Annotated in this window: 10 protein-coding genes; 6 read left to right on the top strand and 4 right to left on the bottom strand. The window is 73.3% G+C overall.

Annotated elements, in window-relative coordinates; all coding sequences use genetic code 11:
- Positions 1-1,623: type I polyketide synthase (locus DEH69_RS25510; RefSeq protein WP_147255843.1), on the bottom strand; the 1,623-nt coding region annotated here is incomplete at its 3' end.
- Positions 1,624-1,884: 261 nt separating this feature from the next.
- A complete protein-coding gene (locus tag DEH69_RS25505) occupies positions 1,885-4,698 on the bottom strand; it encodes an AAA family ATPase (RefSeq protein WP_258534953.1) in 2,814 nt (937 codons plus the stop codon).
- Between the two features lie 2,376 nt (positions 4,699-7,074).
- On the opposite strand from DEH69_RS25505, the gene DEH69_RS25495 reads away from it, so the two are divergent.
- Positions 7,075-7,341 carry a hypothetical protein gene (locus DEH69_RS25495; RefSeq protein WP_113689315.1) on the top strand — a complete coding sequence of 89 codons (267 nt, stop codon included), beginning with the start codon at positions 7,075-7,077 and terminating at the stop codon, positions 7,339-7,341.
- A gap of 32 nt (positions 7,342-7,373) precedes the next feature.
- On the opposite strand, the gene DEH69_RS25490 is transcribed toward DEH69_RS25495, so the two are convergent.
- Complete coding sequence (locus DEH69_RS25490) at positions 7,374-8,486, bottom strand: substrate-binding domain-containing protein (RefSeq protein WP_113689314.1); 1,113 nt, start codon at positions 8,484-8,486, stop codon at positions 7,374-7,376.
- Positions 8,487-8,612: 126 nt separating this feature from the next.
- Here DEH69_RS25490 and DEH69_RS25485 point away from each other — a divergent pair, with 126 nt between their 5' ends.
- The 5 genes from DEH69_RS25485 to DEH69_RS25465 are packed head-to-tail and all read left to right on the top strand — an operon-like array spanning position 8,613 to position 14,686.
- Positions 8,613-9,938 (top strand): ABC transporter substrate-binding protein, encoded by a 1,326-nt coding sequence (locus tag DEH69_RS25485; protein WP_113689313.1) that lies wholly within the window; start codon positions 8,613-8,615, stop codon positions 9,936-9,938.
- Positions 9,935-10,870, top strand: a complete 936-nt coding sequence (locus DEH69_RS25480; RefSeq protein WP_113689312.1) for a carbohydrate ABC transporter permease — start codon at positions 9,935-9,937, stop codon at positions 10,868-10,870. Before DEH69_RS25485 ends, DEH69_RS25480 begins: the two co-directional genes overlap by 4 nt.
- Positions 10,867-11,721 (top strand): carbohydrate ABC transporter permease, encoded by an 855-nt coding sequence (locus tag DEH69_RS25475; RefSeq protein WP_113689311.1) that lies wholly within the window; start codon positions 10,867-10,869, stop codon positions 11,719-11,721. Before DEH69_RS25480 ends, DEH69_RS25475 begins: the two co-directional genes overlap by 4 nt.
- Positions 11,718-12,740, top strand: coding sequence for a hydroxyacid dehydrogenase (locus tag DEH69_RS25470; RefSeq protein WP_258534952.1), 1,023 nt, complete (start codon positions 11,718-11,720; stop codon positions 12,738-12,740). The genes DEH69_RS25475 and DEH69_RS25470 overlap by 4 nt, the downstream gene beginning before the upstream one ends.
- Positions 12,737-14,686, top strand: coding sequence for a DUF2264 domain-containing protein (locus tag DEH69_RS25465; protein WP_113689310.1), 1,950 nt, complete (start codon positions 12,737-12,739; stop codon positions 14,684-14,686). Before DEH69_RS25470 ends, DEH69_RS25465 begins: the two co-directional genes overlap by 4 nt.
- Positions 14,687-15,115: 429 nt before the next feature.
- Here the strand turns inward: DEH69_RS25465 and DEH69_RS25460 are convergent, their stop codons facing one another.
- A complete protein-coding gene (locus tag DEH69_RS25460) occupies positions 15,116-17,143 on the bottom strand; it encodes a glycoside hydrolase (RefSeq protein ID WP_113689309.1) in 2,028 nt (675 codons plus the stop codon).
- Positions 17,144-17,174: the final 31 nt, after the last annotated feature.

Genomic DNA, 17,174 nt, shown 5'->3' with positions numbered 1-17,174 from the left:
CTCCCGCCCCATACCCAGACGTTGACTCCCCTGCCCCGTGAAGAGAAACGCCACCCTGCCATCGTCGGCCACATCCACGATCCGCTCCGAGCCAACGAGCACCGCGCGGTGCTCAAGGGCCGCCCGCCCGGTCGCCGCCGAGAACGCCCGGTCCAAGTCGCTCTGGCCCGGGGCTGGTTGGGTGATGCGGCGGATCTGGGCGTCAAGGGCCTCCGGCGTCCTGGCCGAGACGACGATCGGCACGACGGGCAGCTCGCGGCGCTCCTCCGGCTCCTCGTCCTCGGCCCGCGGCGCCTCCTCGACGATGACGTGCGCGTTGGTGCCGCTGATCCCGAACGACGACACGGCCGCTCGGCGCGGGCGACCGCCCACCGGCCACGCGCGCGGCTCGGTCAACAGCCTGACGTTGCCCGCCTCCCAGTCGACCTGGGGCGAGGGATTCTCCGCGTGCAGCGTCCTGGGCAGCACGCCGTGCCGCATCGCCAGGACGACCTTCATGATGCCCGCCACGCCCGAAGCGGCCTGCGCATGGCCCATGTTGGACTTGATCGAGCCAAGCCACAGGGGCTCGTCGCGGTCCTGGCCATAGGTGGCAAGCAGCGCCTGCGCCTCGATCGGGTCGCCCAGCGTGGTGCCCGTGCCATGCGCCTCGACCGCGTCCACATCGGCGGGAGACAGGCCCGCGTTGGCCAGGGCCGCGCGGATCACCCGCTGCTGCGCGGGGCCGTTGGGGGACGACAGGCCGTTGCTCGCGCCGTCCTGGTTCAGGGCGCTGCCGCGCACCACCGCGAGCACGGGGTGGCCGTTGCGGCGCGCCTCCGACAGGCGCTCCAGGAGGAGGACCCCGGCGCCCTCGGAGCAGCCGACGCCGTCGGCGCCCGCCCCGAACGACTTGCAGCGGCCGTCGAGCGCCAGCCCGCGCTGCTCGCTGAAGTAGACGAACATCTCGGGCGTGGACATCACCGTCACGCCCCCCGCGAGGGCGAGCGTGCAGTCCCCCGAGCGCAGCGCGTGGATCGCCATGTGCAGGGCGACAAGCGACGACGAGCAGGCGGTGTCCACGGTCACCGCGGGGCCTTCCAGGCCCAGGGTGTAGGCGACGCGGCCCGAGACGATGCTGCCGCCGTTGCTGCCCTTGGCGTAGTCGTGGTACATGAGCCCGGCGAACACGCCCGTCGGGCTGCCCTTCAGCGACAGCGGGTCGATGCCCGCCCGCTCGATGACCTCCCAGGACACCTCGAGCAGCAGCCGCTGCTGCGGGTCGGTCTCGGCGGCCTCGCGCGGGCTGATGCCGAACAGCTCGGCGTCGAACTCGCCCGCGTCGTACAGGAATCCGCCCTCGCGGGCCGCGGTTTTCCCCGGCTTGCCCGGCTCGGGGTCGTAGATGCCCTCGGTGTCCCAGCCGCGGTCGGCCGGGAACTCCGACACCGCGTCAACGCCCTCGTCGACCAGCCGCCACAGCCCCTCGGGCGAGTCAACGCCCCCCGGGTAGCGGCAGGCCATCGCGACGATGGCGATCGGCTCGCGGTCGCGGTGCTCGATCTCGGCGATACGCCTGCGCGCGGCGCGCAGGTCCGTGGTCGCGCGCTTGAGGTAGTCGAGAAGCTTCTCCTGGTTGCCCACCACAGCCACTCCGGGTAGAGAAGGCGCCGACGCAGCGGCGCGCGCTTGTCTCGAACCCTAGGGACGCACACAAAGCGCCCCCAACCCCTGCTCGCCCCTAACGTGCCTGGCCGGGCGACTTCTTCACCGCGCGCGCCGCCACCGGAAACCGCCACAGGAAACCGCCTCAGGACAAGGGCCGGGAAAGCCCGAAGTCCGCCTGCCCCGACGGGGGGACGGGGCAGGCGGACGACGCCCCGGCTGGGGGGCACATGGGTCGGGTCAGACGGTCTCGAAGCTGACGGCCTGCACCCCTTCCAGAAGCTGCTCGCGGTTTCTGATGCCCATCTTCCGGTAGACGCGGGTGAGATGCTGCTCCACGGTGCTGACCGTGATGAACAGCCGGTCGGCGATCTCGCGGTTGGCGTAGCCCTGGGAGGCCAGCATGGCCACGCGCCGCTCGGACTTGCTGAGCCCGCCGAAGCCGCCCCGCACCTCGCGGTCGCCGCCGCGGGACGAGGACGCGCTCTCCCGCGTTCCCACGCTCCTCGGCATGGGCGAGGGCAGCAGCGCCTGGCACATGGACTCCGCGTGGCAGCTCTTGGCGAGCCGCCACGCCCGCTGCGCGGTCGGCCGCGCCTTGGCCTTCTCGCCCAGCCGCTGGTAGGCCCGGCTCAGATCGGCCAGCACGGCGGCGGCCTCGTAACGGGCGCCGCTGCTCTCCAGCAGGCGGAACGCGTCCTGGAGGATGGGGGGTTGCTTGGTGGTCGCCTGGACGAGCGCGAGCCCGTGCAGGGCCATCCCGCGCGACCGCGTGAGACCGGCCTCCGGGGTCGAGAGCTGCTTCTCGACAAGCCGCGCCGCGCGTTCGCGGTCGCCGAGGCGCAGCCAGGTCTCGGCCTCGCCGAGGCGCCAGGCCGCGAGCGAGGGGGTGTCGATGTTCCAGCGCCGCATGAGGGCGCCGCAGCCCATGAAGTCATACAGGGCCATATAGGTGTTGCCGGTCGCGAGGTGGTGGCGGCCGCGCGCGTAGAGGTAGTGCAGACCGGCGCGGGTCAGGAACAGCTCGGGCGGCGGCTCGGGCGCCAGGTAGCGGGCGGCGGCCTGGTGGTCGCCCATCGCGGTGTGGGCTTCGACGAGGATCGCCAGCGCCATGGCGCCGCTGACGTTCCACCTCGGCCCTGACACCCGTTCATGGGCCGCCTCGGCCTGGCGCACCGCGTCGCCGAGGCGTCCACGGCGGAGCGAGATCAACGCGCCGACCGTGTCGAGCATCGCACGCCAGATGGGGGCGTAGTGCCGTGCCTCGTCGGTCACCAGACGCTCGTACCACTCGGCGGCCGCGCCCAGTCGATCCGCGTAGCATAAGGCGAGTAACGCGGCCGGTAAGCCCTTGAGGTTCCATGGCGACCTGCTCTGGCTGCCCTGGAGCACCTGCTCGGCCAGGGCGATCGCGTACTCGTCGGCCCCGCGCTCCAGGATGAGGGCCAGGGCGTGGCGGGCGCGCAGCTCCGATGTGGACGTCGCCGAGGCGGCGGTCGGCGGGAGCGGGCGGCTGAGCCGGTCGAGCACACCGGGGAACTCCGAGGCCATCAGCAGCCTGGTGCAGTGCAGGGCGGTGGCGGCGTCCTCGTTGCCGTCATTGAGGTGGTCGATGGCCTCGACGGCGTCGTCGAAGTCGAGGTGGAAGAGCATGCCGTCGGCGACGCGCAGCGCCTCGCCGCCCTTCAACGTGCCCGCGAGGATGGGGTTCTTGAGCGCGAGGAAGTGCTGGGCGGAGTCGGCGGGTCGCAACTGCCACTGGGCCGAGGCGTACTGGGCCTTGACCGAGACGCGCTGCGCCTCTTCGGTGCAGCACTCGCGGGCCAGTTCGAGGCAGCGGATGCCGAGCTGCACGTCGCCGTCGGCCAGCGCGTGGCGTGCGGCCTCGCGCAGCACGGGCAGCACCCAGTCCTCGCGCAGGGGGCCGATGTCGAGCAGGTGGCCCGCGACGGTCTGGGGCGAGGCGCCGCTGTCGTAGAGCAGGCGGGCGGCGCGGTGCCGCAGGTCCGCGGCCTCGTCGTGGGGTATCTCGCCGAGGACGGCCTGCTGCACGCCCGCGCGCCGGAACTTGGCGCCGTCCAGCACGCCGATCCCGGTGAGCAGCCGGAGGTAACGCTCCACAAGGCCCGTGTCGATGCCGCTCAGCCTGCTCATCAGGAGCGGCGTGGCCGCCCCTTCGAGCAGCGCGACGCACCGGGCGAGGCGGACCGCGCGCGGGCCGAGCCGGTGCAGGCACGCGATGACGGCCTGGTGGAAGACGTGCCCGGTCGGCAGCAGCCCGTCGGTGGACGGCTTGGCGGCCTGGCCCTCGCCCTCGGGGGGCAGGGGTCCGGCGCCCGGCTCGGGCGCGGCGCGCAGCCTGTGCTCCTCGATGAGCGCCTGGACGAGCAGGGGGTTTCCGCCGCTGAGCGCGTGGACCTCGGCGACGAACCGGTCGGCGGCGAGCGACGCGGTGCACCGCTCCGCCAGCTCCCTGATGCCGTCGCGCGACAGGGGTCCCAGATAGGAGCGCCGGACGCTGGCCCGGTAGAGGAGGTCGTGCAGGATGCGGGGCGGCTGCTCGTCCACGGAGACACCATGCGTGAACACCAGCGCCAGGGGGAGCTGGGTCAGGTGCTGCGCCAGGTAGCTGAGGCAGCCGAGGGTCGCCGCGTCGGTGTGCTGGATATCGTCAACGGTGATCAACACATGCCGTTCGGCTGCCAGTTCGGCGATGATCCGGTGTGTCTGCCGGGCCATGGCCGACGGGTCGTCCTGGGCCGTGGGATCGGCCGTGTCCGGTAGGGCGGCGCCCGGCACGGCGGCGCCGGGGAAACGCGCGTCGATCGAATGGAACAGCTGGGCGAGCCCGCCGTAGGGGACATCGCGCTCGTGCGGTGAGCTCACCACGCTGAGCACGGTGCTGCCCGCCGCGACGGCCCGCTCCGCCAGGGCGTTGAGCACGGTGGTCTTGCCCATCGCGGTCGAGCCGCTGACGGCCGCTATGGCGCCGCTGCCTCGCGCGGACTGGATCAGTAGGTCGTCGAGTTGTTCGAGGATCTTTGCTCGCTCCACCAACACTGCTGTACTTCCCCCTGTCGGCGTCATCATCACGAAGCCGGCCCGTTTTCCAGCGGTGGCCGGACCAGTCATTGGACTTGTCAATCCAGAAGTCCGCTGCATTCTTTGGTCACTATCCGGTGGAAGGGTATTAGCCACCACCCCTAGGGACACCCCCTAGGAACCCCTAGTCACACCCCCTCAGTCATATCTCGGTAAACGCTGCCCCGTGAGGGCTGCGAGGGGGCGCGGCGCCATGTGACACTCTCCCGCCGCCCGGGCCGGGGATTCGCGGGAGAGTCCGAGTGGGGGGCGGGGAAGCGCGACGCCCGCACCTCTGACGCGCCGCATACGATTCGCGCGTGAGTGCGCGGTCGCGCACCGCTCCCGGCCCTCGCGGAGGGGGTGTTGCCGCGCCTGCGACCGAGGTGAGGGGCCCGTGCGGCGCGGCAGGGCAAGGTGGACGGGTGTTCACCGAAAGCCATCCGGGCGTTATCCAGCCGACCACTGAATTTCAGCTCTGGTGCCTCGCGTAATCGGTCGTCCAACTCCGGATACACGCGAGTCATATGCTGTTCGACCATGCTTACCTCGCCGTACAGCATGAGTCGTATTTCGCGGTCCACGCACCAGAGCGTCATCAATGTGACCGCCTCCATCTCGGGCCAGTCCTAGGACAACTCACCATCGGTCGGCACTACGGCGCACCGCCCCGATCGGCGTAAGGCAAGATATACGCGCGGCCGCCCGGCGGCGGGTCATCCGCAAGGGCAGCGAAGGGGGACCTGACGATCCCTCCCGGAGCGGGAACATCCGGCGCCGCACCGTTCGCTCGGCGTTGCTCCGGTGACGCGCGTCATCGCGGCGCGGGCGTTCTCCGCCGCTCAGGGGCGGGCCACGGGGCGCCGGTCAGCGGCTCCGGGGCCTCTTTCGTGGTGACGGGGCGCCAGGCGCGGGTCAGCGGGGACATCGCGCCGGTGGACCGGCGCGCGGGAGGCCGGTCCAGGCGCGTAGGCGATCCCGGCTCGGGCTCCTCGGCTCCCTGCGCGCGGGGGCGCGGGAGGCGGCCGGAGCGCCGGAAGCGCCGGGATGTCGCGCGCTCCTCGGGCCGTTGCCGCCACGGGACCGCGCCGCCTCAGCGTCCAGGGCGCGCCACCCTCCGGTGGCGCGCCCTCGCCGCTGAGCCGCGCGGTGGAGGAGCGGGGATGCCGTGGTGCCGCCGAGTAACCGCTCACAGGAGAGCCGCACCGCCGCGAGCACCAGGGAGAGCGCGTCGCTGGCCGCCGACTCGGGCCGACCGTTCACCGGTGCCGGGCGAGGCAGCCCGGAAGCGTGGAGCCGTACCTCATGTGCCACGAGACCTCGTCCCCTTCGCCCTGACGTCACCCGCACGCTGGCCGGTGTCCTGCGGCTCGGCTCGGACGTCCAGGGAGCTACGCCCGTAATGGCCTGTTGTGATTCGAACACGCCGCGCGGGCCTGTGCCGCGACAGCGCGCGGTCCGAACCAGCTTCGAAGGTAACGGCATTTACACGGCCCGCACCACCCCGCCTCATTGCGGGGGTCCCGGGCCGGGGTGAACTCCGCTACCGGCACGTAGCTTCGGCGCGGGCCCGCGCGTGGCGGCGCCGCGCCGTGCGCGTTCGCGAACCGGCGTCGCCCCTTCGACCAGCCGGGGCGGGGCGTGATTCGCGATGGCGACGCGTCGGGGGCTCCCGTACGATCCGCCGAACTCCGGTCGGGGGGCGAGGATTCCGGGCCCGAACGGCATGCCCGTTTCGCGCCTGATCGGTCCCGTTCACCGCCCGAATCGGGCAAAGACGCCATCCGACAGAGCGGAATCCGGCCTCGCGGGCGCCGGAATATGCCCCACCGCGCCACAACGCCGCTGGTCAACGGCGCGTCTTCACGCCGCCTACACGCACACATGTGACACGTATCTCATCGGCGACACCCCGTGACGACCACGAGGAAGCGGGCGCCGAAACCCGCGCGTAGCCTGCGGCTTCGCGCGGAAACGTGGGCGTAACCCACGACTGGGGCGAGTGCGCGCTCGCGCGCTGCCGCGCGTCGTGCGACGGTCAAGTACACCACCGTGAACGGGCAATCGCCCACCCCGGACCGGCGATGGCCCGGGTCGGCGGGCGTTGCCCTGGGGCGGCCCGTCCCCCGGGGCCCCGGGGGACGGACGGTGCGCTTTCGGCCTGGCGCCCACCGGGCGCGGGGGTATGGCCCCGGCTGACGCGCCCTCACATTTTCTCCACGAGGAACCGTCAACCACGAGGAACCGTCAACCACGAGAACCGTCAACCACGAGAACCGTCAAAACGTGGCGCGCGGCGATCGGGGGCAGTAGCGTCGTGTCAGAGCAGGGCGGGCAAGGGGGCGGAGCGTGGCGGCACAGCGCGGGAAGCGTTCTCCAGGGGCGGCGACGGCTCTCGGCGCGGCGTTCATCGGCGGCAGCGCGGCGGTCGTGGCCGCGTTCATCAGCGGCGCGTTCACCGCGTCGGGCGACGAGGGCGACGGATCGCCCACGCCCACCCCGCACGCGGACACGACGGCGGAGCCTTCGCCGACCCCGACGGCCCTGTCGCAACAGGCGACCTCCGACGGCGCCACCGGCCCCCTCGACGGCTCCTACACCGTGAGCCTGCGTTAGGCCCAGGGCCATCTCCCCGCGGGACGGGCCGGTCAACGGCCTTGCGCCGCCTCGTACTCCGCCTGGCCGCCGCAGGACTCGCGGACCTCGAGGGTCGGCCAGAGCTGCACCCGGTGCACGGGGCGGCGCTCGACCTCGGTGGCGCGGGCCAGGGCCAGCTCGGCGGCGACCCGCCCCAGGCGGTGCTTCTGCGGGCGGACGGCGGTCAGCGGCGGGTCGGACGTGGCGGCGACCTCGTCGTCGTAGGAGACCACCGCCATCTCACCGGGCACCGAGATGCCGAGGTCCCTGGCGCGTTCGACCATGCCGATGGCCTCCCGGTCGGAGTGCACGAGCAGCGCCGTCGCGCCGCGCTCGCGGCAGCGCCGCAGCACGTGGTCGTAGGCGGCGGCCCACCCCGGGGTGCCATAGCTGGCGACCTCGAACTGCCACGCGTCGGGCCGCGGCAGGCCGAGCTCGGCCATGGTCCCGGTCCAGCCCCGGCGCAGCGCCCGGCTCGTGGGGCTCTGCCGGGAGAGGACGAGCGCGATCGAGCGGTGCCCGAGGGTCACCAGGTGCCGCACGGCGAGCCCCGCGCCGAGGGCGTGCTCGGTGGTGGCGGCGTCAAGGGCCAACGTCGGCAGCTCGGGCGGGGGTTCGCGCTCCACCATGACGACGGGCACCGGCAGGGTGGCGAGCCAGCGCAGCAGGTCGAGGCCGTAGGCGCCCGTGACCACGGGGGCGACGAGCAGCGTGCGCGTGCCGCGTTCGAGCAGGGCGGTGATCTGTCGCCTGTCCTCGCCGGGCTCGTAGCTGGAGACGCGCATCACCAAGCGGCCCCCCGCGGCGTTCACCGAGGTCTGCGCGCCCTGGATCACCTGTGGCCAGTAGTACTCGACGGATGGCACCACCATGCCGAGCAGGATCCCGGCGGCCGTCGGCCCGAACGGCGTGCGGCGCTCCTCGGGCTCCGCGGCGCCGCGGTGCGGCAGGGTGACGCCGCCGTGCACCCGGCGCAGCAGGCCGCGGTCGGCCAGGGCCGTGACGTCACGGCGCACCGTGACGGCCGAGACGCCCAGGCGTTCGACGAGCTCGCCAAGCCGCACCGTGCCCCGCTGGCGCACCGCGGCCAGGATGCGTTCCTGGCGTTCCGAGGGAAGGAACACGGCCGCCCCCTTTCGTGATCACCTTCGCAAGTGATCGATTCTGATCGTTTCGGTTCGGGGTGATTGACCGTGCACTATCCCACACGTTGAAGTGACCCGGCAGACACACGGAAGGGAAGTGAGGCAATGGCGCTCACCACCGGCTGGTCGCGCCGCGCGCTGCTGCGCGCGTCGGCCGGAGCCGCCGCGCTCGCCGCCGGTGGCGTCGGGCTCACCGGCTGCTCGTCGCCGACCACCGCGTCAGGGGCGACCCGGGTCACCCTGTGGTCGTGGCTGACCGGCATGGACCAGTATGTGGCGGCCTTCAACGCCGCCCAGGACGACGTCCATGTCGAGCTGAGCGTGATCGCGGCCGGGCTCTCCGGCGGCTACGCCCAGCAGACCAACGCCATCAAGGCCCACAACGCGCCCGACATCCTGCACGTCGAGTACCAGGGCCTCATCCAGGTGCTCGCCACGGGCGGCCTGCGGGAGATCACCGACGACATGGCCGACCTCGCCGACGGCTACTCCCCCGCCGCGTGGCGGTCCGTGCGCCCCGACGGGCGGACGTGGGCCGTTCCCATGGACATGGCGCCGATGGCGCTCTACTACCGCAAGGACCTCTTCGACCGGCACGGGGTGCGGGTGCCGCGCGACTGGGACGAGTTCGCGGCCGTGGCCGAGGCCGTGCGGGAGGCGGATCCCCGGGCGCGACTGACGACGTTCCCGCTCAACGACGGCTCGTTCTTCGCGGGCATGTCGTGGGGCGCGGGCGACCCGTGGTGGCGCGTCGAGGGCGACACCTGGGTCGTCGACGTCGCGGGCGACGGCACGCTGCGCACCGCCGCGTACTGGCAGGACCTCATCGCCGACGACCTGGTCCGCAGCGGCGGCACCGGCACCCAGGACTGGATCGCCGGGATGCACGAGGGGCGCCTGTGGGGCTATCTCGGCGCCGCGTGGGGCGTGGGCACGCTCAAGAAGTCCATTCCCGACGACGCCGGGCGCTGGGCCGTGGCCACCATGCCGACATGGGGCGGCGACCGGCCAGCCAACGGGATGCAGGGCGGCACCGCGTTCGGCATATCCGAGGAGAGCGATGTGCCCGAGGCCGCGCTGACGTTTCTGCGCTGGCTGAGCACCGACCCCGAAGTGCCGCGCATCGGCGCGACGTTCACCTCGCCGTTCCCCGCCTACCTGCCCAACAGGGATGTCGCCCGCGAGGTCGTCTCCGACGACTGGTTCCTCGGCGACCCCGTCTACGACGTGCTGGACGAGGCCGACGCCAGGGTCCCCGAGTGGACGTGGGGGCCCAACGCCCTGGGCCTCTTCTCCTCCGTCGCCGACGCCCTCGGCGGCGTCTCCACCGGCTCGGGCACCATCCCCGACGCGGTCCGCTCCGTCCACGCGACCGCCGTGGCCACCATGCGCGACCGCGGCCTCTCCGTCCGAGAGGCGGGTGCGGCATGACCGTCGTCGTCCCCGAGGCCGAGACCAGGCCGCCGACCGGCGCGAGCCCAGGACCCACGCGCCCGCCGCGCCGCCGCTCCCGGCTCGCCCCGCTCGTCCTGGCCGCACCGTTCGCGCTGCTGCTCGTCGGCACCGTGCTGGTGCCCATCGCCTACGCCCTCTATCTGAGCCTGTTCACCGAACGCCTCTCCGGGCTCGGCTTCGACGGGCCGCACGACGTCTTCGTGTGGCTCGGCAACTACGCCGACGTGCTCGGCGACGCGGCGTTCCGCGAGAGCGTCGCCAACGTCGCCCGCTACGCGCTCATCCATGTCCCCCTGATGCTGGGCTGTGCCCTCGCGCTCGCCCTGCTGCTCGACGGCGCGACGGTGCGGCTGCGGCAGGTGTGGACGCTCGCGGTCTTCCTCCCCTACGCCGTGCCCGGCGTGATCGCGGGCCTGATCTGGGCCTATCTCTACAGCCCGAGCATCGGGCCGCTCAACGCCGCCCTGCCGTGGGACCCGCTGGGTAGCGACGGCGTGCTGCCGTCCATCGTCAACATGGCCACCTGGCAGTGGACCGGCTACAACATGATCATCTTCTACACCGCGCTGCGCACCGTGCCCCGCGAGGTGCTCGAGGCGTCCACCGTGGACGGGGCGGGGCCGATCCGCACCGCGCTCGCCGTCAAGGTGCCCATGATCAGGCCCACCCTCTTCGTCGCCCTCGTCTTCACCGTCATCGGCTCGCTCCAGCTGTTCACCGAGCCCCTGGTGCTGCGGTCGTTCAGCTCATCGGTGACCAGCACATGGACCCCGAGCCTCTATGTCTATGAGGCGGCGTTCATCAGCAACGACTACGGCCGGGCCGCGGCCGCCTCCCTGCTGCTCGCGCTGGCCTCCGCCCTGCTCTCGGCGCTCGTGATGCGCCTGTCCACCCGGAGGTCCCGATGAACCCCTCGCGGCGCACGTCCCGTTGGACGTCGCGCGGCGCCGTACACGCCCTGCTGCTGATCGCCGCGCTCTACAGCGTGCTGCCGCTGGTGTGGCTGTTCACGTCGTCCACCAAGAACGTCGGGGACTTCTCCACCACGAGCGCCTTCGAGCTGGGCGACTGGAACCTCGTCGGCAACCTGCGCGACCTCTTCGCCGAGGAGGACGGCGTCTTCCTCCTCTGGGTGCGCAACTCCCTGCTGTACGCGGGGCTCGGCGCCGTCCTGGGCGCGCTGATCTGCGCGGCGTGCGGCTACGCCATCGCCAAGCTCGACTTCCCCGGGCGGCGCGCCCTGTTCGCCGTCACCCTCACCGGCGTCCTGGTGCCCACCACCGCGCTCGCGCTGCCGCTGTACCTGATGGCCTCCGAGCTGCGCGTCGTCGACACGTTCTGGGCGGTGTTTATCCCGCTGCTCACCAACCCGTTCGGCGTCTACCTCGCCCGCGCCTACGCCGAGGCGGCCGTGCCCGACGAGGTGCTTGAGGCGTCGCGCATGGACGGCGCGGGCGAGCTGCGGACGTTCTTCACCATCGCCCTGCCCATGATGCGACCCGGCGTGGTGACCGTGCTCCTCTTCCAGTTCGTCGGCATCTGGAACAACTTCTTCCTGCCCCTGGTCATGCTCACCGACCCCGACCTCTTCCCGATGACCCTCGGCCTCTTCCAGTGGAGCTCGCGCGTGGGACAGTTCCCGCAGTACAACCCCCTCGTCATCACCGGCTCGCTGCTCGCCGTGGTGCCTCTGGTGATCGCCTTCGTCGTGCTCCAGCGGCAGTGGCGCTCGGGCCTCGCCACGGGGAGCGTCAAGTGACCGAGGCGGGGCCCGGGCCCCTGACGCTGCTGGTGATGGGGCACGACACCTTCGCCACGCAGTTCGCCGAGCCCGAGCTGGCCAGGCTGCGCGAAGCCGCCGCCCTGGGCGACCCGTTGGTCGTCGACGAGCTCCGCTCGCCCCGGGCGCGCGCCCGGCTGGCCGAGGCCGAGGTGCTGCTCACCTCGTGGGGCTGCCCGCCCCTGACGGCCGACGTGCTCGACGCCGCGCCCCGGCTGCGGGCCGTGCTGCACGCGGCCGGGTCGGTGCGCCCGCACGTGGGCCGCGAGGTCTTCGACCGCGGCCTGCTGGTCACCACCGCGGCCGAGGCCAACGCCGAGCCCGTCGCCCACTACACGCTCGCGGCCGTGCTGTGGGCGTTCAAGAAGGTGCCGTTCCTGGCCGCTGACGCCAGGGAGTTCCGCGCCGACTGGGGCTACCGGGAGCGGCGCGGCGAGCTGTCGGGGCACGACCGCACCGTCGTCCTGGTGGGGCACTCGCGCATCGGCGCCCGCGTGTGCGCGCTGCTCACGCGCCTCGACCTGGCCCGCGTGCTGGTCGTCGACCCCGTGGCCGACCCCGCCGCCATCGTCGCGGCGGGGGCCAGGCCCGCCACCCTGGCCGAGGCGCTGCCCCAGGCCGACGTCCTCAGCCTGCACGCGCCCGCGCTCCCCGAGACCAGGGGCCTCATCGGCGCCGCCGAGCTGGCCGCGCTCCCCCGCCACGCCGTGCTGGTCAACACCGCGCGCGGCAGCCTCGTCGACACCGACGCCCTGGAACGCGCCTGCCTCGGCGGCGAGTTGCACGCCGTCCTCGACGTCACCGAGCCCGAGCCGCTGCCCGCCGACTCGCCGCTCTACGACCTGCCCAACGTGCTGCTCACGCCGCATGTCGCGGGCTCGCTCGGCTCGGAGACCCGCAGGATGGCCCAGGCCGCGCTGGCCGAGCTCGAACGCTACGCCGCGGGCCACCCGCCCCTCGACCCCGTCACCCGCTCGGACCTGGCGGTGCGGGCGTGAACGCGCCGGAGGACAGGGCCCGTTCGCCCCACACCGGGTGGACCCGCGCCCACTGGGCCGAGCTCGCCGACCGGATGCTGGCCGCCGTCGGCCCCTACCGCTCCCCGCTGGGCGCGCGCGTGGACTTGCCGGGGCCGCCAAGCCGTTACGGGCCCGCGTCCGACGGCCTTGAGGGCTTTGCGCGGACGCTGCTGCTCGCGGGGTTCCGCGTGGCCGGTGAACGGGGCGCCGACCCCACCGGGCTGCTCGAACGCTACGCCGCCGGGCTGGCCGCTGGCACCGACCCCGGCTCGCCCGAGGCGTGGCCGCGCCCCGACGAGCTTGGCCAGGCCAAGGTGGAGGCCGCTTCGCTCGCGCTGATCCTCGCGCTCACCAGGCCGTGGCTGTGGGACCTGCTGGACGACGGGGTGCGCGAGCGCACCGTCAACTGGCTGTCCACCGTGGTGGGCCAGCCCTATCCGCCCATCAACTGGGTGTGGTTCCGGATCGTCGTCGAGTCGTTCCTGCGCGAGGTCGGCGGGCCATGGTCGGCCGCCGACATCGAGGAGGACCTGGCCGTCCACGCCTCGCTGCGGCGCACGGGCGGCTGGCTCTCCGACGGCGCGGACGAGCGCGCGTTCGACCACTACACCGGCTGGGCGCTGCACCTCTATCCGCTGCTGTGGACGCGGACGTTCGACGTCGTCGGCTCCCTGTGCCCTCCGGAGCTGGCCGCGCGGTGGGCCGATGACCTGGCCCGCTACCTCGACGACGCGGTCCACCTGATCGGCGCGGACGGCTCGCCGCTGCTCCAGGGCCGCAGCCTCATCTACCGGTTCGCGGCCGCCGCGCCGCTGTGGACCGCCGCGTTCACCGGCACGGGCGACCTGCCGCCAGGGCTGATCCGGCGCGCGGCCAGCGGCATCGTGCGCCACTTCGCCGACCGCGGCGCCCCCGACGCCGAAGGGCTGCTCTCCCTGGGGTGGCACCACGCCTGGCCCGGGATGCGCCAGGCGTACTCGGGCCCCGGCTCGCCCTACTGGGCCGCCAAGGGCGTGCTGGGCCTCGCCCTGCCTGCCGACCACCCCGTGTGGACCGCGGTGGAGGAGCCGCTGCCCGTGGAACGCGGCGACTTCGCGCGGGTGATCGAGGCGCCGGGCTGGCTCGTCTCGGGGCGGCACGGCGACGGCATTGTCACCGTTGTCAACCATGGCACCGACCACGCACGCCCCGGCGTCACCTCCACCGACGCCCCGCTCTACGCCAGGCTCGGCTACTCGACCGCCACCGTCCCCCCGCTCATCGGGCCCGCGGTGGACGCGCCGCTCGACAACGCCGCGGTGCTGGTCGACGGCAGTGGACGGGCGACGCACCGCACCGGGTTCGCCACGCGCCACGCGGGCCTCGCGCCGGGCGGCGTGCTGCTCGCCGCCTCGGGCGGGCGCGCGCACTGGGTCGACCCGGCGCCCGACGCCGGGCCCGACCATGGCTCGGGGCGCCAGGGGGCGATCACCCCGGGACCCGAGCTCGCCGTGGCGTCGGCGGTCCGCGGGGGCGTGGAGGTCAGGCTGGTGCGCGTCGGGGCGGCCGAGCACCCCACGGGGCCGCTCAGGCTGCGCCTTGGCGGCTGGCCCATCGCCTCGGCCGAGCGGCCCGGCACGGGGCCTGACGCACTCGCGCACACGGCCCGACTGCGGTCGGCCCTGCGCCCGTTGCTCGGCTTCACCGATGCAGGGGTGACGCTCGAACGGGACACGGGGCCGCTGGGCGCCTGGACGGCCATCCCCTGGCTCGCCGCCGACGGCGTCCCCGCGGCGGGCGGCCTGTTCGCCGCCCTGGTCACCCTCGACGGGGGCGGCGCGCCGCGCGGCGCCGCACCGCACGGCGCCGCGCCCACGGTGAGCGCGGGCCCCGACGCGGCCACCGTCACCTGGCCCGACGGCCACCGCACGCGCGTGCAGATCTGAGCCCGCCAGGTCAGGTCGGCCGCACGGTGGTGTAGAGGCCGACGAACGCCAGCCGCGGCCTGGCGCGGGTCCGCGTGAGCCGGATCCTCAGCCGCCGTGCCGTCAACGGCTCGGGTAGGACTCGGGCGGGACGAGGATCCGGCTGCAGCCGATCGTGCGCCAGGCGTGAAAGCGCTTCGTGCGGCCAGGGCAGGCCCGATGGGTGCGCGCCACCGCAAGCGACCACCGGGAAGACGGCCGCCGACGAGGGACGCGGCGGCGCCCGTTCGGCGAACGGTCCCAGCCAGCGACGAGACCTCCCGTTGACCGGGACGGCCGGTCACCCGACGCCCCCCTCCCGTAGGTGCCGATCTCTGACCCGCACCCACGGCGAAACAAGCCACCGCGGCAGGCGGCCCGCACCACCGGACCCTCCGTAGCCGCCCCCACTCACACCCCGCTCACCCCCCACCGCTGGTGCCCCCCGGAGTTGGGTGCCCACACGGACACGGCGGCGCCCTCGTGTGTCGCCTCGCCCGCCACCTCGATCAGCTGGCCCGTGGCCGCGTTGACCCAGGTCCAGGTCGAGTCGCCGGTGGTGGAGGCGATCCACTGGGCCGCGGTGTCGGGGCGGCCCCGGTCGGGTTCCAGGACCAGGGAGCCGTCGCGCACCGCGAGGCGGCGATCGCTCGCGTCGTTGCCGAGCGCGTAGCGCTGCCGATTGTCGTCGCCCCTGGTCAGCTTGGTGACCTCCCACCGCTGGGCGGGGTCGGCCGGGTCCGTGGCGCGGATGACCGCGCAGTCGCCGGTCGCGGCGAGCGATCTGCCGCTGGCCGCGCCCGTCAGCAGGTGGTCCTGGCCCGGCCTGATCTCCGCCGCGTCGCGGTCGACGCCCGCGACGCCATCCACGACAAAGCTGGTGACGGACTCGGCTGGCACGGTGAACGAGGCCCGTTCACCGCGCACCGGCACGGACTCCTGGGTGACAAGCGCGCCATGGGCGTCGGTCACCACGGGGGTGACGGTGGCGCCGCGGGAGACGCGGGCGAACTTCGAGAGGTCGAGGGTGACTTCCCTGGCCTCGGTGGCGTCGTTGACGTGGACGACCGTGGCGCCGCGCCCCGAGGCGTGGACCGCGGCGACGCTCGCGGGGTCGTCGGTCCGCATGAGGTGGTCACCGGGCCTGATGTGGTGGGTGAAGTTCCTCGCCGTGTCGAACTTGGTGTTGGTGCGGATGGGGCAGGTCTCCAGGGTGTCGTCGGCGGTGCAGCTGAAGGGGAGCTGGATGCTGCCCCAGTTGCCGCCCTGGGGGGACTCGCCGCCGGGGGCCATGTTGTCGTAGTCCTCGACGGGCTGCCAGAACACCCAGGCGGTGGGCTCGAGTTCGCGCAGGTCGGCGACGATGTGGCGGGCCAGCCCAAGGCCGGTGGACATGGTCTCGAAGTCCTGTCCTCCCGTCGTGCCCCAGTCGCCCTCGACCTCGCTCATCCACAGCGGCTTGTCGGCGGCCTTGGCCAGGTCACGAACGGTGGTGCGGCCCGCGGTGCCGTAGGTGTGGACGTTGAGCTGGTCGACGAGGTCACGCACCTCGGGCGGGTAGGCGGCCCAGTTCTCCGCGAACCTGCCGGGGTTGGTCTCGTCCATGGCCGAGATGGCGGCCTCGGTGTCCGCGCCGTCGAGCTCGGCGGCCAGCGCCGTGATGATGTCCCGCTGGAGCGCGGGGCCGACGTGGGCGCCCTCCTGCCTGCCGCCGATGGGCTCGCCGTCCGGGCCGAGCCGGGTGCTCCAGTAGGTGGTGTTGGGCTCGTTGAACGGGTCGAGGGTGGCGACGTCGATGCCGTGCGCGCCCTCCAGGCGCTCGACCGCGCCGACCAGGTAGGCGGCGAAGTCCTCGACGGACTCGGGCCTCACCTGGTCGGCGCCCGCGTCGAAGCCGCCGGAGACATAGCCGCTGACGGTCTGGAACCAGGGCGGCGAGTTGCTGAACGCCTCCCAGTGGTCGACCTCGTCCTTGACGCGGTCCACCCACCAGCGCTGGGTGAGGTCGGCGTTCTCGTTCCAGTGGGCCGGGTCGGCGGCGTTCCACCAGTCGACGTCCTCGCGCGTGGTGCCGTCGGGGGCGCGCCACCAGCCCTCGACGGCGCCGCCCGCGCGCAGGTAGTCGGTGACGTCGGGCGCGTTGCCGCCGCCGATGTTGTAGCGGGCGATGTTGAGGGCGAGTCCGTCGTCGCCGAAGAGGAGGTCGGCCAGCTCGTCGCGGATCTCGTCGGGGTAGTCGCCCGTGGCGTTGGCGAACCACACCAGGCTGGTGCCCCAGCCCTCGAACTCCTGGCCCTGGTAGGAGGGATCGGGGGTGATCGTCACGGCGTCGGCCGCCTGGGCGGTCCCCGGCACGGCGGCGAGCGCGCCTCCGGTGGCCAGGACGGCGGCGAGTGCGGTCGTCCGCGGCCTTCGGCCGCGGGGTGTGCGTCGCATCATGTGGTGCCCTTCTGGTCGCTTCGTCGCGGAG

Source organism: Streptomyces sp. PT12, assembly GCF_003311645.1.
Lineage (GTDB): Bacteria > Actinomycetota > Actinomycetes > Streptomycetales > Streptomycetaceae > Streptomyces.
Note: the sequence above shows the minus strand (reverse complement) of the source record. Positions and strands in the feature narration are given on the sequence as shown.

What these genes read in the sequence shown, in the direction of transcription:
- DEH69_RS25485 (WP_113689313.1), top strand. Translation starts at nt 8,613, where the DNA reads ATGGCGCTCACCACCGGCTGGTCGCGCCGCGCGCTGCTGCGCGCGTCG.
- DEH69_RS25480 (WP_113689312.1), top strand. Translation starts at nt 9,935, where the DNA reads ATGACCGTCGTCGTCCCCGAGGCCGAGACCAGGCCGCCGACCGGCGCG.
- DEH69_RS25475 (WP_113689311.1), top strand. Translation starts at nt 10,867, where the DNA reads ATGAACCCCTCGCGGCGCACGTCCCGTTGGACGTCGCGCGGCGCCGTA.
- DEH69_RS25460 (WP_113689309.1), bottom strand. Translation starts at nt 17,143, where the DNA reads ATGATGCGACGCACACCCCGCGGCCGAAGGCCGCGGACGACCGCACTC.